This window comes from Legionella cardiaca (genome assembly GCF_029026145.1).
Classification (GTDB): Bacteria; Pseudomonadota; Gammaproteobacteria; order Legionellales; family Legionellaceae; genus Tatlockia; species Tatlockia cardiaca.
Map to the genome: position 1 here is coordinate 2727749 of NZ_CP119078.1, position 19729 is coordinate 2747477.

Genomic DNA, 19729 nt, shown 5'->3' on the forward strand with positions numbered 1-19729 from the left:
TTATTTCCTTATAAAAATTCAGATACATATCTTCGTATAAGCTTTTTCAAGCTGCTCTAAGCAAAATTAGTGTTAATCTATCTAGGGTCTTCTGCATTCTACTATGCTTTTGAGTATGGAAATAATGTTACTTTGCTCAATCGGACTAAACCATTCCTCTTTTTTTTCTAACAACATTAATTTTTCATAAACTAAAGATAATAGGGGCAAATGCAACTTGTGTGTCTGGGCGTAATCTATGACATTCAATATAATATAGTGGGACTCAATTGGCTTACTCATCATAAAATCGTAATACATACTAGGATAAAATCCTTGTAGCGTTGATGTAAGCCCAATTAATTTTTCAATATTGTCTTCAATTTCTATTCCATCTTCCCTTGCAACTAAACAAACTTCATGCATCATCGATCTAACAATATCTTGGTATTGCTTTTGCGTAGCAAGAGCATCAACAGAAACATTAAATAGTAAAGATAAACTACTAAAAGGTGTATTCCACAATAATTTAGTCCAGCGAAGAGCACGATGATTTTCAAAAAGTTGTATTTGTGGACAAAAGGTATTGGAAAGATCAGCGCATATCAACAATTGTTTTATATATTCACATGAAGATTCATCCTGTTTAGTAAAAGGAGCAAGCTTTAATTCACCAAGATTCTTAATTTTGATATATCCAGGCTTTATTTTGGTGGCGCCAGTGGTAGTCACGCCACAAACAATAGAATGATTTTTAATAAAAGTAGATAAATACTCTTCATTACCTATACCATTCTGCAAAAGGAGAATTTTACTTTCTTGTTTTAATGCTGAAGAGAGAAGTTTTTCAATTAAATGATTTTCAGTTGTCTTTAATGCAATAATAATAATATCGGATTTTGGAAGCAGATGATAATCATTTACTATCTGGCTCGGGGTAACTTGCATGACATAGCTACCAGGCAGTTCAATCTCATAGTATTTCTTTTCTTGTAAGATTGTGAAATCAGAGCGTTCAAGATAGCAGACGTGACACCCTGCAAAGACGAACAACCCACCATAAAATTTTCCAATTGCACCAGAGCCAATAACTGTAACTATCATTTAGACCTTTTGAACTATTAAGTAATATTTTTTAAAATTTTGGCTAATGTTTAATTTTTTATTCAATTCATCAAAATTTGATTTATTAACCAGATATACTTTCGTTACTTTGATTTGACCAAAGAGACAAGAACTAAAATAAAGCACGTCATCTCGTTCAATACTATCAGTCCGACCTTGAGAGAAATTAACTTAATCAACCCAAGCATCTGCTTTTGATTTCTAAAGAAACAAAAAATTTTGGTATAAATTCGTTTAAAAATATTAATTGCTTAATTACCCCCAGGAAACTCCAAAGCAGAAGTAACTTATCTGAGAATAATAATATTTATAAATCTTTAAGATTTGTCAAAAATTGGTATTATTCTTTTCCTATACTCATCAAACAAAGATACGGTAGAAGCTCTTTCATTATCTTATCCTAAGTTTGTCTTTACAATTAATCAAACCTAACATGATCGAGTCAATAACCACCCTACCTCCTTCTAAGATAAAATATATTCAATTCCAAGAGCATGGGCTAAACGAAGTAGTTTAAGATTGGGCTCCTTGGGATGCATCTCCCTCTTTCCCACTTTGACGCCGTCGACTTATTTACGAATAAAATCAATTTCTTAATAGAACATAATATCCCAGTCATTTTTTGTAGAGGTGAATTCTTGAACGAAATAAACCCAGGGTTATTGATGCCATAAAAGAAGGGGTAATTATTGGAAATCATTCGTATAGCCATCCTTATTTTTCTAAAACATCACTTGATGTTATTTATCAAGAAATACAAAAAACTGAAGAACTTATTGGGAATGCTATAAAGAGGCACATAAAGAGCGGCTCTAATTCGTTTGCCTTTTGGGGATCGTGGGGGGCCGAAGAAAATGCGAAGGAAGCCTCGAATAAAGAAGAGTATCAAATAGTTCAAGCGATACAAGAAATGATCACTCATTTGGTTTTGTCCCTATTCATTTTAATGATGAATCCTCTGGGTTTATCGATGCTATTGGGATTGGGACACAGCGGATTATCGCCAAATATATAAAAAAAATCCTAATAAATATTTATTCCAATTTAAATCAGCATTGAGATGATACGACTAAAACCACTCAAGTTATCCTTATGCATGACTTTGAAGACAGAGAAGTGAAATATAAGCAGTAGTAGTTAAGTTATCTAGTTATTCCTAGAGAATGTTGAAGAAGGTATGTATGTATTTTTACGTATTTATCTTAATAAGCAGATAATATTTACAAAATACAATATGTTCAAAATTAACACACTTAATGAGGAATAAAAATGCAACTTAAAATAGAACAATCTCCAATAGTCATAGCCGTTAAACAGTTTATTGCTGACCCCAATTATCTAAATGGTTCCAATTTGTGTTTCCTCTTAAGAAAAAATATAGAGCACTTCGATAGCAGTAAAGACTGTATTATTCAATATCTCCGTCAGTGCGATGATAATGGCAATAAAGTACCGAAGGATATAGTAAATCTTATCTTTATGTTGTTGGCAGCTGCTAATATAAGTTTTTCTTTAGATATCGAGCATAATATACAACAAATTATGATGCGATTAGACCAGTTTGATCCTAACAATTGTCAACAAGCTGATATGCTATGGAATTTTTTGGCAATGGGACTTTTATCGAAAGTAACACATTCCATTCCAACAGTGCCAGCGCAGTGGCAAGCTTTGATTCCTAATTATATTAATCTAAACAAGAAGCAGCGAGGGGGGTATTGTATAGGACAGGCTCTTATTATAAACAAAAATAATACCGATGCGTGGCTACATTTAGCGGTAGTGTTCAGTAATTCGGAACTGGAGTTATCTGATTTACCCCTGGAGTTAGTTCAATTATTTAAACAATCGATTTCGGAAAATCCCAATCCATTGCAGTGTGCGTTATTTTGCTGCAACCAAGTAATCTATAATAAACATAATGAGGAGCTTTTGGGCTTAGCATCTCGCTTAAAAATAAAGATCAATACCAAATTAAACGAAGCACGAACTCGGTTCGTACCTATGAAGGGAGCACCTATGAGCATGGCGTCCCCCCTTTTTCCTCTGGGGTATTTCAGGCAGCAACCAATAGGGACAACGATGGCAGCAAAACCATTATTTTCCTCATTAGCTATAGATAATCCTTCTAGAATTAGGTCATCGACTATAACAACAGAACGAATACCTCAGTCGTCAACCATGACAGTGAATGAAACTGAGCGCCAAACATTACCGGTGTCACATACCCCCATATCTACTCTTAAGGATGAACAGAAAGGCATACTCGAAAAACTAATGGAGCGAACAAAAGCACTGGATTGCAAGAAAAGTATAAAGACCATTTTTTCTGAAGATTTAACCATTGCTGATGTGAAAAAAGTTATAAATAATGCGGATTGTTTGATCAAGGTTTTGGAAACGATTAGAAATGGATCAATAAGACATACTTTTATCTATGCTTTATTTACTCATCCTGAACATAACCTGGGAAATTCAGTCAATAGTCCACGTGATGAAGATTACATTAAGAAAATAATAAAAACTAAAGAGGATTTTGAAAAGATTTTGGCGGTGATTCCTCAAGACACGAGAACCTTTCATGCACGTTCTACTACTGAAAAAAAATATCTAAGATCACCTCATGTTGCGAACTTATATAATGCTCAAGTAGCGCCTGACAATAGACCGCAAGCTTTTATCAATCCTGCCTCTTTGCCAGCGGGTATGTTTACTTCACGTCCTATTGCAAATCGAAGCCCATTGAATTTGCCGCCTGTAATCCCCGTTTATAATGCTTTGCCCGTTTATAATGCTTTTGAAGTGGAACTAATCGATCTCACTGAAGAGCTGCTTCCTAATGCGCAAGAGGAGAGAATGAATATTGAAACAGTTACTCAGGTAGCGGTTAAAAGAGAACGGGAGAGCGATGAAGCAAGCACTGCTGATGAGCCAGAAAATAAAAGACCAAGAATTTAATTAAATTGGTATCAATCACCCACTCTCAGAATACTAAAGGCTTACTGCAGAACAGCTGTAGCTTTTCAAAAAATAAAATAAGTCTGATTATCATCAGACTTATTTTAATTTATTTGGCGTATTAGTCGCCCACTTTTCACATTATCAATATATTTTCTTTTGAGTTTACCTTGAGGCTTATGAAGCTTAACTTGACTCATTACACAATGAGTATTCCACTTTGAATTTAAAGAGTACTTTTGTGGGTTGCATTTACTTCAGGGTTAAATTTTTCTTTTATTAGATTTAAACCAGATAAAATGTCTATAACGAGTATTCGTTGAGAAATATTAGGGGTAATCATTTTGGTTATTAATTGCGCTAATAAATCTTCCTTTGAATTTAATACATCTACCACCGCCATATAATAAGCAGTATATCGTTTGATAAAATCATCAAATGTCTTATCTAGGGTATAGTCATAGTAATCTTCATAAATTAACTCATAAAATGTCATTCCAAGCGCATATACATCTGAAAATTTTCCATACATACATGGTACGAGTTTTTTTTGAGATTCGATAATTTCTGGTGGAATATGTGACCCCTTCAGTTTACTTACAAATGTTCCATTTAATAATTTAGCACTGCATCCATAATCATGAAGTATAGCTTGACCATTAAATAGAATATTTTCACGCCAGATATCCAGATGTAAATAATTATTGTCATGCAGAAATTGTACTTGCCGTGTTAACTCGATAAAAACTTGAATTTTTTCCTGAAATGAAAGGTCAGAAAAAATGTTTTTTAATTGATCCCCTTCAATATATTTCATTATTGAATAATGTTTTTCTTGGTTTTTTAGATTTTTCCTTCTGATTGAGGAAATATGTTGTCCAGTGAGTTTAAGTAACGCATCTTCTACTTCTATTTGACTCTCAACATAATCTCGTGCTTGTTCTATATCGCCGATAGTTTTAAAATGATATTCAATTAAGCCTGTTATATTTTGTATTTTAACTGCAACTTTGGCACCTGTTTTTAATATCTTGCCTTTTTTAACTATTCCAAAGGCCCCTTTTCCTAATAGTTTTTTTAGCTCATAGGCATCATTTAAATTATCAAATATATATGATGATGATACGTCAGTATCGCGAGAATATATTTCGAATTTATTTTCAAAAAAATTTAACTCACCTCTATATTTGTGTATTTTTTGTAAAGTAGGATTTACTGTTTTAATTAAATCAATTTTTTGTTCTACTTTCCCTTTTGCCATTTTTGCTATCCTTATTGGGAATTCAATTCTTTAAATTTTTCAATCAACATAATAGCCATCAAAGCTAATGTGAAATATTTAGGTTTGCTCATTAATGTAACAAAAAAATGAACGTAATGAACGACATCTTGATAGCTACAACCTGGAGAAAAGAAAAATAATGAAGGCAAGTCTATTGATTATAGAATTAGTTTCTTTAGTCTAATTTGAAAATTAATCAGACGTAGGGATATTGCTTTATAGAATTTTTCTCACTTACTGGTATATAAAAAATAATTCAATAAAATCAACAATTTAAAGACAAATAATGTATCTCACCAGTGGTGAGACAACAATATAAAGTTTTAATCAACATTTATGAAAGCGGAGTAAACATTCCCTCATCAACCTGATTATAACCAAGCAATCAACTAACTGTGTGAGGGAGTCATAGTCTCTTCGTGGGTTGTTTCGGGTCCACTGCAACTATGACAACCAGCACCCATGCTGGCACCCGTACGAGTAAATATATGCGCAATAGCTGCGGGTAGAGAAATCAAAGTTAAAAAAGCGCAACAAGGTAGCAGGATTGCCCCTACAGTTGAAACAGTTGCACAAAACAGACCAACATCATATGCAGTTCTTGCTACAGAATGCTTACCCAGCAATTTTGCTCCACCTAAAGTGACATAAGAAGCGATGCTAATAAGTGCCGCAAGTACTGTTATTCCCGCAATTACTCCCGTCAGCACACCAAGTAAAAAAGGAGCATAAAGTGGGGCAGTTAAACTAAGTCCGACATCCTTTGCATTACTATAAGGAGCAAAAAAACCTGGAACGTAAGTATTATAGAAACCATGTCCTTCATCCCAGATTAGCTTTAAAGCTTTGCCAACTAAATTTTCATTAGCCATGGTCGTCCCTCAAAAATAAAAAAATAACATGTTCTAATTTAAAAACCAATGCAAACTATTTTTTGCAAATTGAAATAACAAATAAACCTTGTTAACAAACTTCATATTCTTTCTTGCCAAGAACTTCCGGTCTTATTTCTCGTAAGCGATTGTTATCATCAACAAATACAACCGTGGGTTGGTGTAAATGACAAATCTCTTCCGGTAGCTGGATAAATGAGGCAATAATGACGATATCTCCCGGTGTTACTAAATGAGCTGCGGCGCCATTCACACAAATTTCTGTGGAATTTTTCTCACCAGTAATCGCATAGGTTTCGAAGCGCGTGCCTGCTGTAACATTCCAGACATTGACTGCCTCATGAGGTAAAATGTTAGACGCAGTAAGTAATTCTGGCGCGATAGTGATACTTCCTTCGTACTCTAAATCAGCCTGTGTAACCCGAGCACGATGAATTTTTGACTTCAGCATTTTTCTATAAAACATGAGGGCTTACCTAATACAAATTAAAGCTTGAACAGACCTGTCATTCTGTCCGGGAAAGAAATCATATCATAGAAGCAGGATGACAAATATTGATTTAAACGATGCAGCCTTAACAATAACGGGCTGCGTCGTTGTATTGACATATCATTTTAATGTCTTGAGATTTCTTCTAGTGTATCGCCTTTCAGCTTATCTTCTGAACAATTAACAGCGATATCTCCTAAAGACAGAATTCCAGTCAGTTTCTTATTTTTATTTAATACAACCAAGCGACGAATTTGATTCTCTTTCATATATTTAGAAGCCTGTTTTATATCATCCGTTTCATAACAATAAAATACACCTTTATGCATTACATTTTTTACAGGTGTACTTAGATCCTTACCTGCAGCCAAGGCGCCAATAACAATATCTCTGTCTGTGAGAGTACCAACCAGCTTATCTGTAGCTTTATCGCCGATAGGTAAAAATCCTGTTCCCAGTTCACGCATTTTTCTTGCAGCGTCACTAATCGTACTGGTTAAAAGCAAATACTCTGGATTAGGTGTCATAATTTCTTTTACGTCCATGATGCACTCCTTAAACTTGCTATTAATATGTTACTGCTTCATGGTCAATTTAATTTGAACGTTCCATTATTTGTTCATATCAATACAAAATGACCTTATCAACCTAAGTATATCAATTTTATGGAGAGCCATCGACCCAAGCCTGTTAAATTTAAAAAAATCTTTATTTTTCATGGGTCTTTTCTAAAAATGCATGCAGTAGACACAAAAATACACATCCTGTTCTATAATGTATATAAATATTGCTGAGATACCCATAAAAATATGAAATTTCTCTGCTTAATAGGTTGTTTTTACTGTAGTTTTAGCTACGCTAATACACCCGTCACCATCGGCATTCCTATTTTTGATCCCCCTTATGTGATGACTTCGGCTCAAGTTACTCAGGGATTTGATATAGGCTTAATGGATGCCCTTTGTGAGCGACTACAGTGGAATTGTAAATACCAGTCGATGCCTTTTGACCAACTGCTTGAGGCAGTCGGTAGTAATAAAGTTGATGTGGCTATTGGCAGCATAGTCATTACTCCTGAAAGACGGGCACAATTTCTCTTTAGCATACCTTACTTGATTTGTGATGGTGGCTTTACCGTCTTAGCAGATGCACCCATTAATACGCTTGATGATTTACAGGGTAAACGAGTTGGCGCTTTGCGAGCACGTGAATATTATCAATATCTTAATGAAAATTTTGCCAATCAATTTACAGTAGTCCCTTATGATACTTACCCGGATATAGTCCTTGCACTTAAAGAGGGAAAGGTTGATGCCATTTTTGGTAATTATTTTAGCGGTCTCTATATGGATCATCAATTTTCCGACCAAGTTAAAATTCTTAAAGAACACTTTCAAGTTGGGGAAGGATTAGGAATTATTATTTCGCCTGCCAGTCGAGATAAAATAGCGCAAATCAATAATGTACTATTGAAATTTCAAGTTGATGGCACATTTACTCGCTTATATAACTATAACTTTGAGTTCTTTACACCATCTTCTGGCAATTAAGCGGGTTCTTTCAACTTCCAACGTTTATGAAGCCAGTGCCATTGTTCTGGATGTTCTAAAATAATACGTTCCAATGCTTGATTATAAGCCAAGGTATTACGATAAATTGATTCTTGAGCTGTGTCATAATCTTGCCAATAGATTGGCTCATGAAATTCTAGTACGTGTTTGCCATTAGGCAAACGATAGCCCGCTGCCGGAACAACGGGTACACCTGTATGACGAGCAAAACTAGCCAAACTACGATATGTACCGGCTTTTTTTCCAAAAAACTCTACGGCGACCCCATCACGATTCACTAAAGAAGCATGTTGATCTAAAACAAACACAACAGCATGGTTTTTATCCAGCGCCTGACAAACTTGCTCTAATGAATTCTTTTTAGGAATAACATTTAATCCAGCATGGTAATAACGTCTGAATAAGAGCTGTTCAAGAGTTTTGTTTCCTAGTGTACGGCGAATAAAATGAAATTGTCCCTGAAACTCTTTAAAATTCAATATCCCACCTAAGGGTGCAAATTCCCAATTACCAAAATGACCAGTCAAGATTAGCACACCTCGTTTTTGGGCAACGATATCCAGTAAGCGCTGATGACCGCGAACTTCGACTCGTTCTCGGAGCTTTTTTTCGCTCATAAAACGTAGTTGAATAATTTCCTTTATGGATGTTGCCATGTGCGAATAAAATGCTTTTGCTAATCGTTCTTGTTGAGAATCTGTTAAATTGCCAGCAAAAACTTGCGCAATATTTTTTTGAATAATCGTCTTTCGATAAGGTACGAAGTGATAAAGAAAACGTCCCATTAAAGAAATACGCAAGTTTTTTATTTTAGTATTTAATTCAGTCACAAGCTTTGATCACCAAACACGCATTCATGCTGGCAAATCCGCGATTTATCATAATTGCAGTTTTTGCCTTTTCCAAATAACGATGTGCTCTACTAATATTCAAACTCTCGCAGGCTGCACTTTCAAAATTGGCAATGCCAGGTACACATTTATTATTCAATGCATACGTTGTGAATACCGCATCCAATACACCTGAAGCGCAAATGGTATGTCCCATGGCCCATTTAAACGCCGTAACCGGTAATTTTGCAAAAACATCGCTAATTGCCAAGGCTTCACTGTCGTCAGATTTAATATTGCCATTTCCATGCGCAACCACAAAATCTATCTCTGACGGGTGCATTTCTTGAGATTCAAGCGTTTGAGTGATTAGGCTTGCTAATGCATTGCCCTTTGCCTCGATAGAGAATAAACCTGCGGCTTCACTCATTGACATCCCAGCGACAATTTCTCCGTAGCATCGAGCAGCACGAGCCTGGACACTTGCTTCACTCTCTAAAATGAGTGCGGCCGCCCCCTCAGCCAAAATAGTCCCATCATGTTCTTTATCGAAGGGTTTCAAATGTCGTGAGCTAACCACACCTAGTTTTTCATAGTAAAAAAGAGCCTGGGGTTCGACTCCCATATCGTAAGCAACGACAACCGCACGATCAGCTTGACCTTGAGCAATCGCGTTGTAAGCTTCAATAATGGCTTGAGTTCCGCTCACTGCATGGTTAGTAATATTGTGGTTTGGGCCCTTAAAATCATAGGTAATGCCGGTATAAGCCAAGACATTATTTGGCAAAATCCGCAATAACCACATTGGGTGCACTTCATTAAATAATTGTGCCGCAAATTCCTGCATATCACCATTTGTTTTGGCTAATAAGGGCAAAAAATCATCTTGCTGGAAATATTTATTCCCGGGTGAGCCTACATAAATAGCAGTTCTGTCATTAAATGCATTCATAAGCTGCGGAGCCAGGCTATCTCGATAGCTAATAAGCTGACTATGATTTACCGCCTGCATTGCAGCATTAATTCCCATAACATCCTGTCTGGAAATAACTTTCATTAGTTTTCTATCAGGCAACATTTTTGCCGGTTGAAAATTTTTAAGCTCCCCGCCTAATCGATGTGACCAAGTGGATAAATCCCATTGCTTAATTTCCTCAATACCGCTTTGTCCAGCCAAAATGGCTTCCCATGCGCTGTCTGCAGTATCACCACAAGCTGTTAAAGCGCTTAAGCCAGTAATAAAAACACGGTTGGAGTTCATCATTTATTTACTCCTTCAAACTCCGGATGTTTAAATAGCAAACAACTATTTGAACCACCAAAACCAAATGAATTGGATAGCACCACCCCTAATGATTTTTCACGTGGACCATCAATCACATAATCCAAATCACACTCCGGATCGGGGGTAGTCAAATTGGCAGTTGGGGGAATTTGTGCATGTTGAATACTTAAAACAGACAGCACTGCTTCGAGCGCTCCGGCAGCAGCAATCAAATGACCGGTTTGACTTTTCGTTGAGCTGGCCGGCAACTGCTGAGCATGTTCTTTAAATACAGCTTTAATCGCATTCGTTTCACTTAAATCATTCATTTTTGTGGAAGTGCCGTGAGCATTGATATAATCCACATCACTTATTTTAACATTTGCCTCATCTAAAGCGCGTTGGATAGCCTGAATAGCTCCATCGCCATTAGGGTGTGAATCGGTAATGCGATAAGAGCTCAATGAATTGCCCTCACCAGCCAATTCAGCATAAATTTTTGCACCGCGAGCTTTGGCTTTGCTCCATTCTTCAAGAATCAAAAAAGCTGCACCTTCGCCGAGGACGAAACCATTGCGAGTTCCATCAAAGGGTCTACTCGCGGTAGTCGGCGTATCATTATAGGTTGAGAGCGCGCCAAGCAAACAAAAACTAGATAAGCCTAGCGGATTAATCATCGAATCAAAGCCGCCTGCCAGCATAAAATCTGCCTCACCGCGTTTAATGACTTGCATTGCCAAACCAAGGGCTTGTCCTCCTGAAGCACATGCCGTGTGCACCGAAGTTGCATAGCCTCTAATACCAAATTGCTGAATAAGCAATGAAAGACCAGAGTTGGAAGTTGTTTTACCGAAATCAACTAAACGATAAAACTGTTGCGACTTCTCCTGCAAGTCTTCCCAGTTTTTAGTACCATCAATGGCGCAAGTGCGTTGAAAGCGTTGTAAATAATTGAATTCTGCTGTCATCATGCCACTACCTGCTACGACACCCCAGCGTGCAGCAGTTTGTTCGTCAGGTAAAATACCGGCATCATCAAAAGCTTGAAATGCTGCATCCAGTGCGTATTCAGTAAATGGCATTGCAAAACGTTTATGCTTACCTTTTAGAGCAGGATTAAGAGTGAAATTTTTAACTTCTGCCGCAATTCGTGTAGGAAAACCGCTTGCATCAAACTGTCTTATTTCAGCAATACCTGATTGACCTGCCATTAAATTATGCCAGGTTGAGCAAACATCATTACCCAAGGGCGAAACCACGCCCAGACCAGTAATTGCGACTCGCCTATTTTTCATAATTAGCAACCTCTCGCAGTCATTACCACATCCAAAACACAGACACGCTTCCCCTCAACTTCACTGCGATAATTCAAAACTAATTGCTGGTCATCTTGCTGTTTGACCTTAACATAACAAGTAATGATATCGCCCGGGTGAATAAAATCACTCATTTTTATTTTGCGCAATTCACTGATTTGATAATTTCTAGCCAGCTGTGCCTGAGCTACAAATTCTCTCGCCAAATTAAGCTTACACTCCAGTAACACGGTCATTGGAAGCACTGGCTTCCTTGGGAAATGATCAGGAAAATAAGAGGCAGCTCTCGTAATATACTTTTCAGCAACAAGCGAAATGCCAGGTTCGGAAGCAACAATACGATCAAAAGCCAGTTTAGGAATAGGCACGCATAACTCTTCTGTTGTAGAAAGCAATCTTTCAGGTTTTACAGCATTTTTTAGAGGCCATTCACCAGGTCGATTTATTTCCAGAAACTGATTGCGGACCTCTTGCTCATCAATAAAATCAGTCATCGGTAGTAACGGACCTAAGGCCCCATCTACTTTGAACACTATTTCATTGTCGATATAGGCAACACTATGATATTGCACAGCAGTGTCATCAAGACGCTCAATAAACGACTCAAGCTGCAGTGTTTCGCCTACATAAGCAGGGCGATAAAGACTTGCACTGGCAACAACGCCAGCCACTGGGCGTGAAGTAAAACCATTAAACGACATGACATTCCAGGCGGCTAACTGTCCTAGCGTTTCACCAATTAATGAAGGGATGAAACATAATCTGCCAGAATCATCACGACAAAGATAAGCATCATCACGAGTAATATGCTTTATCCCCCGAATTAATTCCCCAGGGGATAACTGCAAAATTCTATCAACAAATAAAAACCGCATTAGACTGACGTTTCACAAGCTTTTTGCTCATTCACTGCAACAACAACTAACTTACAGAAAGTTTCTACAGTAAAAAGAGTAGGAATTTCATTTACCTTTAGATTTGCTTTGAAATACTCAGCAGGAACCTCACTTAGGTAATTTTTAAGCGCTTGCATACCATCAGCGGTTAATACACCACCCTTTTCAAACTCATCTTCCGCCAAGTCACCGCGAGCATTCTTTTCTAATTGACCGCGAGGAATTTTAATACTAAATTCTTTTTCTAGCTGAAAAACCAAATCAAGAAAATCAATTGACTCAGCACCCAAATCAGCTATCAGACGGCTATTCAAAGACACTTCTTCTTCATCAATAACCAAGACATCAGCGATAATTTCCCTTACCTTAGGGTATACGCTTTCTACATTCATGTTTATTCCTCTAGAACTCAACAGGTTTTTTAAAATTCCGGAGTATATCATAAACTTTTAACAGACAGCTACGCCAATAAGGTCTCTGTGAATAAACCTTCCCTATTTTCTCCTCAGCAATAAATTTTTGCCAACTCGCAACACTTGCACTAATTGCCTTGATCTATAAAAAAAATTCATTATCCCCTATACTTAATTCCCTCCATGATGAGAATTCTCTTAGAATAACCAGTAGGAAATAATGCAAAAAATTATAAAAACAATCGCCTTACTAATTCCTTTTCATCTCATTTTATTAACTGCTCAAGCATCAACCACAGCCAATCTTCCATCTTCTGCACCCACCATTAATCAGAATCAAGAGTTTCGCGATATGGTCATGGATTATGTGCGGGCGGTGGCAAACCATAAAATCCTTAACACACCTTTACCTGTAACGCAGTTAGATGAAATCTGGGGTAAATCATATCAAATTCCCGATTGGAGCTTGCAGATTGTTATCTATTATCAAGGTTCAAAGATTGGTTTTGGGACCACTCATGGTAAAAGCCTGGCCGACGTTATACGCACAGCAACGGAAAAATCCTTGAAATATTCAAGTTTGCCGCAAATAACTGCGAAAGAGCTTGAGAAATTCCGATTTAAGGCTAGTTTTGACTATTATCCTCATCAGTCCTATTCCTTTATTGAGTATTTAGGCAAGGGATTAGAGTTACTTGGCAACCGTGTGGCGATAAGACTTTTAGATACCCAATTAATCAAGCAGCAGATTGCAAACAGTCAGCACTATTTACTGAATGTGATGCATCCCGCATTGCATGGCTTCTTTAAATTTTATCAGGCTGGAACCGATCATCGCGAAGACAAATTACGCACAATTTACAGCTCATCGAGTTTATATACATTTTTAAAACTTTATCAGCTCAATCATGATCCCGCACTTGAAAAGAACTTCAAGCCTATTGCTAATTTCATCTTATCCATGCAAGTGAAATCCGGCCCCAATGCAGGGGGTTTTTATTATTCTTATGATCCCGCTACCGATACAAAGCAATGCCGCGTCGTAGTCGGCACTACATCCAAAACCATTTTTACGCTTTTAGAATTATATCGTTTCTATAATGACGACAGTTATTTAACAGCGGCCAAAAAAGCTGGTGACTGGTTACTTACCATGGTTAAACCCGATGGAAACGTTACCCCTATTGCTATATGCCATGAAGATCAATGGCATTTATACGATAAAAATTCATTTCTTTACTCCGGTCAGGTTCTTTCTGCACTATCCCGTCTTTATACAGCCACCAAAGATCAGCGTTACTATGAGGGAGCCACAAAGATAGCCGAACATTTTAGAAATGAGGTACAAAAGCAAGGGATATACGTTGGCGATTCTTTTCGTCCAAAAAACTCAATCTCTACAAGTTGGTTGCTTATGTCAATGATTGATTATGCCAAAATCAACAGTCAAGAAATCTATCGCAACCTGATTCGCCAGGCGGCAGCAAAAATTTTGTCCTTGCAAATTACGGATAATAGTGATGCTTACACTTATGGACGCTATCGTGATGCAACCACACCCAGTGGCAACGGCTGGATTAATGAAGTGCTCGGCGTTCTTTATGATTACTGCATCAATACTCACCTAGGTGAATGTGAGCAATATCGTAAACCCATGATCTTAACCACTCGTTGGCTAATCCAAAACGCCTATTCCAAAGAAAATACCTATGATGTCAAAAATCCTGCGCAAGCTATCGGTGGCTTCATCACCAATTTTTCTCAAAAAACCGTTCGTACCGATGCTGTATGTCACGGCGTAAACAGTTTGATAAGCTTATTAAATATGATTGATAAGAATGATAACACCAATCAAACTCTACTAACTGTTCCTGAAAGACCTTTAGCTGATATCCTTCCCTCATTAAGATGGGGTAAAGGATTTTTATAATTGTTCTCCTATGATTCGCCTAGTTGTTTGAGCCTTGATGTAGTTGTAGATCAAGGCTTTAGCCCTTCCGACCTATAAATGTGATTTAGCATCTTACGCGACATCAATTGTTGCATTTAATCAACAAAGCGAATGTATTATTTATAAACAATGTGTGTTAGAATTATTTCATTCTGATCAAAATATTAATCTTTTATGGCGCATCACATTAATTTGATCAACTTAGACACAGAGAGTCACGCTCTTTTAGCAAAGCTATTAAGCTCGAGTAATAAAAACTCTTTTGAAGCCGGTTCCTACCAAATCGATGACAAAGAAATTATTTTAAGTCACAAAATAATTAAGCATCTGAATTCAAATTCAACTAAAAATGTATATGAGGTTCTCGACAATGAAGTCTATGCTAAAGGCTGTTTTGGTGAACTTTATTTAAGTCTAGTCACACTTTCTTTTGAAGAAGAAAAGCTCTTAGTTAAAATCAAACCTGAGGATAAGCAACGCCTTGTAAAAGCACAACAGCTTAAATACGTTTCTCGAGAAAGTGCCGAAAAAGAAGCCAAAAACTTACGTACTATAGGATTTTTTCATTCTAAACCGTTAAGTAGTGATGAAAATCAAACCTATATTACAATGCGTCGCTTACCGGGCGTTCCTCTCATAAAATTAATCGAGGATAATAAACTTACTATTCAGGAAAGATATTTTTTAACGAAGGCTCTTGTAGTCGCATTGAAAGAGCAAATTTTTGAACAAGGACTTATTCATCGTGATATTAATCCGGGAAATATTCTAATTGACGATAAATTTGTTGCCCGTTTTATTGATCTTGCCTTTGCCATCACCAAGAACTTTGATGATTCAAAGGAACATCATGGTGCTATTCCTTATGCCGCTCCCGAGTGTTATTCCCTCTATGAATGGAGTACGGTAAAGACCGATATTTACGCGCTTGGTCGTGTACTTATGTTACTTTGGGGAGATGATATGTATGTCAATTCAGACTATCGTCCCACAGACGTTCTTATTACGGCGAAATATCCATCGTTTGGTACCTTATTTTCTCGCATGGAAGAAATTCCTAGTTGTCATGCGGAGATAAAGGCTCTCTTACGTAGCATGTTATATTGCGATCAGGTTGATCGACCAGATTTGGATGAGATTCTCTCTATTTTGTTATCCTTCGCTAATAAATTAGATCCAATACCTAATCCTAACAAACCAAAAAAAATCAGTGCTCCAACCGTCAATGCCAATAAAGCAGAACCAATTGAGGACAACTATTCAAGCACTGAAAAAGTAGAGCGATCAACCTGGTATGAGGATGATGACTCTCAAGGTTATAATGATTACTATGGTTTCAATAACAGTTAAACTCATGCAAAGAAAAATTCTTACCTGAGTTTTTTCTTATCCAACCTGACTATAGCCAGCATCAACAAATAAGGTATGGGCATTAATCATTCTTGCCTCAGGCCGGCATAAGAGATAAACGGCATCAGCCACATGCTCAGGCCTTAGAGGCTCAGCCGATAAGGCATGGGCATGGTACTCATCCAATAGTTGTTGACGATTGGGGAAATGCTTCAACGCATCGGTGTCAACCACTCCAGCTGAAACGGTATTCACAGTAATTCCAAACTCAGCGAGCTCAAGACTTAACGAGCGCACCAACGCCTCTAAAGCTGCTTTAGAGGCACCAATAAATGCATAATTTGGAATGGCTCGATGTGCCCCCAGACTTGATAAAGCAATAACTCGACTATCCGGTGGCATTAATTCTCGCCCTTCAGAAACTAAGTGATTCAGCGCCAAGGCATTGGTTTCCAAACACCAGCGCCAATGTTTGGTTGACATTTTAAGAGCAGGTTTTAATACACCACTGGCAGCATTACTAATTAAAAAATTTAGCTGTGTGAATTGTTCCCGAAATTGCGCAAACATATCCTTAATTGATTGATGATCAGCAACATTCGCTTGTAAGGCTATTGCCTTGCGCCCTAACTGCTGAATTTCCTCAACTAAAGCTTGCGCCTCATCAGAGCTATTATAATAAATAATTGCTATATCACTGCCAGCTTGTGCCAGTTTTAGTGCAGTAGCTTTACCGATTCCACGGGCCCCACCAGTGATTAATGCTACTTTATTAGCAAATTCGCAACTCATTATCCACCCTCTAGATTAAAAAATGCCCTCAAACTACAGTGAATCACATTTTCTGTCAATCATAGTACTGAGTAACTGCTTTAAGGAGCAGTAGCCATTTTTATTTTTCAACCTTTAGAGAATTTAATTGACGCCATAAATTCTTAAATTATGCTGATTTCTTATTAAGATATTCTTGTCTACTAGACTCTAACTTTGTACCATCTGCAAACCACATCATGAGATACCTTTATTGTCGATGAAGTATTCCTGGATCCATACTGTTTTTCCTATCGCTGCTATTTTTTCTTTCCGCATGCTGGGATTATTCATGCTCATCCCAGTTTTTACAGTTTTTGCCACGCAATTAAGCGGCGCTACCCCTATGTTAACGGGTTTGGCATTAGGCAGTTACGGATTGAGTCAAGGGCTATTACAAATGCCCTTTGGAATGCTTTCTGACCGCTTTGGCAGAAAATCAATATTAACCGTTGGCTTATTACTTTTTGTTTGTGGTAGTTTAATGGGTGCCCTAAGTCATTCTATTTATACCATGATTATTGCTCGTACCTTGCAGGGCACAGGAGCCATTGGTAGTGTATTAATCGCATTACTAGCAGATCTAACACCTGATGAGCAGCGTACCAAAGCGATGGCTGTTATTGGTATGACTATTGGCTTGTCTTTCAGTTTAGCGATGATTATTAGCCCAGCAATCACTACTTATTTTGGTTTGTCGGGAATTTTCTATTTAACAACCATTTTGGCCTTAGCAGGCTTAGCTTTATTGCATATTGTCATCCCAACCCCCAGGAAAGAACGCTTTCATATGGATAGCCAGGTTAATCTGACTCTATTCAAATCCGTTATCAACAATAAGCATTTGCAGCGGCTTAATTTAGGAATTTTTTTCCAACATTTTATTCTAACCGCCACGTTTTATGTCATTCCAATCCTTTTACAACAGCAAATTAACACAGGCCATTTAACTAAGCCGTGGCATTTCTATCTGCCCTTAATGTTTTGTTCTTTTGTTCTCATGGTGCCATTTATTTTATTAGCAGAAAAAAAACAGCAAATGAAGACAGTTTTTTCTGTTGCCATATTGATAACGGCCGTTATGCAACTTTTTTTAACTTGGTTAAATCAGCAATGGCTGAGCTTATGGCTGCTAATGTTTATCTATTTTGTAGCTTTTAATGTTTTAGAGGCTACTTTACCTTCTTTAATTTCCAAGCAAGCAGACCCCAATAGCAAAGGTACAGCCATGGGTGTTTACTCCAGTAGTCAGTTTTTAGGAATTTTCTTAGGCGGACTCTCGGCCGGAGCCCTTTACGACCTCGGAGGAAATACAGCAATATTTACCGTTAATGCTTGCTTAGGATTAATCTGGTTTATTATTTCATTGTACATGAAACCCAATATGTACTTATCGACATTATTGTTACCCTACCCTGAAAGTCTAACGAATGTAGAGGAATTAGTAAGACAATTAAAAAATTTGGATGGTGTTCGTGATCTGAGCATTGCTCAGGAGGAACGGGTAATATATCTGCGTATTAATAAAGCCAGCTACCAAGAAGGTAGTGCTGTCAAATTATTGGAAAGTGTTGTTAGTCAATACTAACTTGCTGGTGATACCACAACATCCTGCTAACTCATAGCTAGAGAAATCACAAACTAATCTTTCATCTCCCTACGCAATTGCTATTAGATTAGTTATAATTCCGCTCTAACTTTCGCATACAGGAGAATATCATGGCCCGTGGGATTAATAAGGTAATCTTGATAGGCAATGTGGGTGTCGACCCCGACGTTCGCTACATGCCAAATGGCAATGCCGTAACAACTCTATCACTTGCTACCAGTGAAACATGGAAGGATAAGCAAACAGGAGACAAACAAGAACGAACCGAATGGCATCGCGTTGTATGTTTTAACCGCCTGGGTGAAATTGCTGGTGAATACGTGCGCAAAGGTTCTAAACTTTACATCGAAGGCAGTTTACGTACCCGTAAGTGGCAAGATCAACAGGGGCAAGATCGCTATACTACTGAAATTGTTGCCAGTGATATCCAGATGCTGGATGCTAAAGCAGGCTCTTCAAGTTTTGATGAAATGCCACCATCTTCAGTGGCTGCTGCCCCGCAACAAGCGATGAATCGTAAACCGCAAACAGCTCAAGCAGCACAAGATGCTTTTGATGAACTTGATGACGATATTCCATTTTAATTGTAATGTAGTAGACTCCCGACTATACCTATTTTTTACTAACTTACCTTGATGAGCTACCTCATCAAGGTAAGGTGACTGGCTATATATATCCTAGAAAGTGCAAGCTGCTTAAATCAAAGAAGCATAGCTACTGTCTTTAAAAGATTTTGAATTTTGCAAATATAATGGTGCATCACTCAAAGAGTTCTGTATTAGAATTAAAATGGTATTCAGTTTAAGCTTCAAGGGAAATCATTCCCTTAGATAATGAAAATGATTTTTATAATGTAAAAGGAAAACTTCATTCCAAAGAGCAATAAGTGTCTGAAAATTTTTGACCAAAATGACAATCCCACTTGTTTCGTTCACTGAATACCCTTTCTCCATATCCAAAACCTCAATTTAATCCTTTATTTCCTTTTGCAT

18 protein-coding genes are annotated in these 19729 nt (G+C 37.5%); 7 read left to right on the top strand and 11 right to left on the bottom strand.

Annotation, left to right across the window (positions count from 1 at the left end; genetic code table 11):
* Nucleotides 1-81: 81 nt before the first annotated feature.
* Entirely contained in the window at nucleotides 82-1083 is a 1002-nt protein-coding gene (locus PXX05_RS11835; RefSeq protein ID WP_275088416.1) for a ketopantoate reductase family protein, read from the bottom strand.
* Between the two features lie 709 nt (nucleotides 1084-1792).
* Between PXX05_RS11835 and PXX05_RS15165 the strand changes: the two genes are divergently transcribed.
* Both PXX05_RS15165 and PXX05_RS11840 read left to right on the top strand, forming a co-directional pair.
* On the top strand, nucleotides 1793-2119 hold the full coding sequence (locus PXX05_RS15165; protein ID WP_420844651.1) for a polysaccharide deacetylase family protein: 327 nt from the start codon (nucleotides 1793-1795) through the stop codon (nucleotides 2117-2119).
* A 254-nt stretch (nucleotides 2120-2373) separates the two neighbouring features.
* A complete protein-coding gene (locus PXX05_RS11840) occupies nucleotides 2374-4062 on the top strand; it encodes a hypothetical protein (protein ID WP_275088417.1) in 1689 nt (562 codons plus the stop codon).
* Nucleotides 4063-4288: 226 nt separating this feature from the next.
* Here PXX05_RS11840 and PXX05_RS11845 read toward each other — a convergent pair whose 3' ends face one another.
* The 4 genes from PXX05_RS11845 to PXX05_RS11860 form a co-directional block, all read right to left on the bottom strand.
* On the bottom strand, nucleotides 4289-5323 hold the full coding sequence (locus PXX05_RS11845) for a protein kinase domain-containing protein (protein ID WP_275088418.1): 1035 nt from the start codon (nucleotides 5321-5323) through the stop codon (nucleotides 4289-4291).
* Nucleotides 5324-5733: 410 nt separating this feature from the next.
* Nucleotides 5734-6216: a hypothetical protein gene (locus PXX05_RS11850; RefSeq protein ID WP_275088419.1), complete on the bottom strand. Its 483-nt coding sequence runs from the start codon at nucleotides 6214-6216 to the stop codon at nucleotides 5734-5736.
* Nucleotides 6217-6307: 91 nt separating this feature from the next.
* Nucleotides 6308-6703 (bottom strand): aspartate 1-decarboxylase, encoded by a 396-nt coding sequence (panD, locus tag PXX05_RS11855; protein ID WP_275088420.1) that lies wholly within the window; start codon nucleotides 6701-6703, stop codon nucleotides 6308-6310.
* A gap of 149 nt (nucleotides 6704-6852) precedes the next feature.
* Nucleotides 6853-7272, bottom strand: coding sequence for a CBS domain-containing protein (locus PXX05_RS11860; RefSeq protein ID WP_275088421.1), 420 nt, complete (start codon nucleotides 7270-7272; stop codon nucleotides 6853-6855).
* A gap of 264 nt (nucleotides 7273-7536) precedes the next feature.
* Here PXX05_RS11860 and PXX05_RS11865 point away from each other — a divergent pair, with 264 nt between their 5' ends.
* Nucleotides 7537-8277, top strand: coding sequence for a transporter substrate-binding domain-containing protein (locus tag PXX05_RS11865; protein ID WP_275088422.1), 741 nt, complete (start codon nucleotides 7537-7539; stop codon nucleotides 8275-8277).
* Here the strand turns inward: PXX05_RS11865 and PXX05_RS11870 are convergent.
* From PXX05_RS11870 to PXX05_RS11890, 5 genes are read right to left on the bottom strand one after another with little or no spacing between them, the layout of a single operon-like run.
* On the bottom strand, nucleotides 8274-9128 hold the full coding sequence (locus PXX05_RS11870) for a lysophospholipid acyltransferase family protein (protein ID WP_275088423.1): 855 nt from the start codon (nucleotides 9126-9128) through the stop codon (nucleotides 8274-8276). The two genes, PXX05_RS11865 and PXX05_RS11870, sit on opposite strands and share 4 nt — an antisense overlap.
* Nucleotides 9121-10392 (bottom strand): beta-ketoacyl-[acyl-carrier-protein] synthase family protein, encoded by a 1272-nt coding sequence (locus PXX05_RS11875; RefSeq protein ID WP_275088424.1) that lies wholly within the window; start codon nucleotides 10390-10392, stop codon nucleotides 9121-9123. Before PXX05_RS11875 ends, PXX05_RS11870 begins: the two co-directional genes overlap by 8 nt.
* On the bottom strand, nucleotides 10389-11687 hold the full coding sequence (locus tag PXX05_RS11880) for a beta-ketoacyl-[acyl-carrier-protein] synthase family protein (protein ID WP_275088425.1): 1299 nt from the start codon (nucleotides 11685-11687) through the stop codon (nucleotides 10389-10391). The genes PXX05_RS11875 and PXX05_RS11880 overlap by 4 nt, the downstream gene beginning before the upstream one ends.
* Nucleotides 11688-11689: 2 nt before the next feature.
* Nucleotides 11690-12583: an ApeI family dehydratase gene (locus PXX05_RS11885; RefSeq protein ID WP_275088426.1), complete on the bottom strand. Its 894-nt coding sequence runs from the start codon at nucleotides 12581-12583 to the stop codon at nucleotides 11690-11692.
* The gene (locus PXX05_RS11890) at nucleotides 12583-12996 is read right to left on the bottom strand and encodes an acyl carrier protein (protein WP_275088427.1); all 414 of its coding nucleotides are present in this window, start codon (nucleotides 12994-12996) and stop codon (nucleotides 12583-12585) included. Before PXX05_RS11890 ends, PXX05_RS11885 begins: the two co-directional genes overlap by 1 nt.
* A 241-nt stretch (nucleotides 12997-13237) precedes the next feature.
* On the opposite strand from PXX05_RS11890, the gene PXX05_RS11895 reads away from it, so the two are divergent.
* Nucleotides 13238-14947, top strand: coding sequence for a glycoside hydrolase family 76 protein (locus tag PXX05_RS11895; protein WP_275088428.1), 1710 nt, complete (start codon nucleotides 13238-13240; stop codon nucleotides 14945-14947).
* A 195-nt stretch (nucleotides 14948-15142) separates the two neighbouring features.
* Nucleotides 15143-16318, top strand: coding sequence for a protein kinase domain-containing protein (locus PXX05_RS11900; protein WP_275088429.1), 1176 nt, complete (start codon nucleotides 15143-15145; stop codon nucleotides 16316-16318).
* 36 nt (nucleotides 16319-16354) lie between these two features.
* On the opposite strand, the gene fabL is transcribed toward PXX05_RS11900, so the two are convergent.
* The gene (fabL, locus tag PXX05_RS11905) at nucleotides 16355-17110 is read right to left on the bottom strand and encodes an enoyl-[acyl-carrier-protein] reductase FabL (RefSeq protein ID WP_275088430.1); all 756 of its coding nucleotides are present in this window, start codon (nucleotides 17108-17110) and stop codon (nucleotides 16355-16357) included.
* Between the two features lie 238 nt (nucleotides 17111-17348).
* On the opposite strand from fabL, the gene PXX05_RS11910 reads away from it, so the two are divergent.
* Together PXX05_RS11910 and ssb are read left to right on the top strand one after the other, a co-directional pair.
* Nucleotides 17349-18716: an MFS transporter gene (locus PXX05_RS11910; RefSeq protein ID WP_275088431.1), complete on the top strand. Its 1368-nt coding sequence runs from the start codon at nucleotides 17349-17351 to the stop codon at nucleotides 18714-18716.
* A 131-nt stretch (nucleotides 18717-18847) separates the two neighbouring features.
* The gene (gene ssb / locus PXX05_RS11915; RefSeq protein WP_275088432.1) at nucleotides 18848-19321 is read left to right on the top strand and encodes a single-stranded DNA-binding protein; all 474 of its coding nucleotides are present in this window, start codon (nucleotides 18848-18850) and stop codon (nucleotides 19319-19321) included.
* Nucleotides 19322-19729: the final 408 nt, after the last annotated feature.

What these genes read in the sequence shown, in the direction of transcription:
- PXX05_RS11835 (WP_275088416.1), bottom strand. Translation starts at nt 1,083, where the DNA reads ATGATAGTTACAGTTATTGGCTCTGGTGCAATTGGAAAATTTTATGGT.
- PXX05_RS11840 (WP_275088417.1), top strand. Translation starts at nt 2,374, where the DNA reads ATGCAACTTAAAATAGAACAATCTCCAATAGTCATAGCCGTTAAACAG.
- PXX05_RS11845 (WP_275088418.1), bottom strand. Translation starts at nt 5,323, where the DNA reads ATGGCAAAAGGGAAAGTAGAACAAAAAATTGATTTAATTAAAACAGTA.
- PXX05_RS11850 (WP_275088419.1), bottom strand. Translation starts at nt 6,216, where the DNA reads ATGGCTAATGAAAATTTAGTTGGCAAAGCTTTAAAGCTAATCTGGGAT.
- panD (WP_275088420.1), bottom strand. Translation starts at nt 6,703, where the DNA reads ATGTTTTATAGAAAAATGCTGAAGTCAAAAATTCATCGTGCTCGGGTT.
- PXX05_RS11860 (WP_275088421.1), bottom strand. Translation starts at nt 7,272, where the DNA reads ATGGACGTAAAAGAAATTATGACACCTAATCCAGAGTATTTGCTTTTA.
- PXX05_RS11865 (WP_275088422.1), top strand. Translation starts at nt 7,537, where the DNA reads ATGAAATTTCTCTGCTTAATAGGTTGTTTTTACTGTAGTTTTAGCTAC.
- PXX05_RS11875 (WP_275088424.1), bottom strand. Translation starts at nt 10,392, where the DNA reads ATGATGAACTCCAACCGTGTTTTTATTACTGGCTTAAGCGCTTTAACA.
- PXX05_RS11880 (WP_275088425.1), bottom strand. Translation starts at nt 11,687, where the DNA reads ATGAAAAATAGGCGAGTCGCAATTACTGGTCTGGGCGTGGTTTCGCCC.
- PXX05_RS11885 (WP_275088426.1), bottom strand. Translation starts at nt 12,583, where the DNA reads ATGCGGTTTTTATTTGTTGATAGAATTTTGCAGTTATCCCCTGGGGAA.
- PXX05_RS11890 (WP_275088427.1), bottom strand. Translation starts at nt 12,996, where the DNA reads ATGAATGTAGAAAGCGTATACCCTAAGGTAAGGGAAATTATCGCTGAT.
- PXX05_RS11895 (WP_275088428.1), top strand. Translation starts at nt 13,238, where the DNA reads ATGCAAAAAATTATAAAAACAATCGCCTTACTAATTCCTTTTCATCTC.
- PXX05_RS11900 (WP_275088429.1), top strand. Translation starts at nt 15,143, where the DNA reads ATGGCGCATCACATTAATTTGATCAACTTAGACACAGAGAGTCACGCT.
- fabL (WP_275088430.1), bottom strand. Translation starts at nt 17,110, where the DNA reads ATGAGTTGCGAATTTGCTAATAAAGTAGCATTAATCACTGGTGGGGCC.
- PXX05_RS11910 (WP_275088431.1), top strand. Translation starts at nt 17,349, where the DNA reads ATGAAGTATTCCTGGATCCATACTGTTTTTCCTATCGCTGCTATTTTT.
- ssb (WP_275088432.1), top strand. Translation starts at nt 18,848, where the DNA reads ATGGCCCGTGGGATTAATAAGGTAATCTTGATAGGCAATGTGGGTGTC.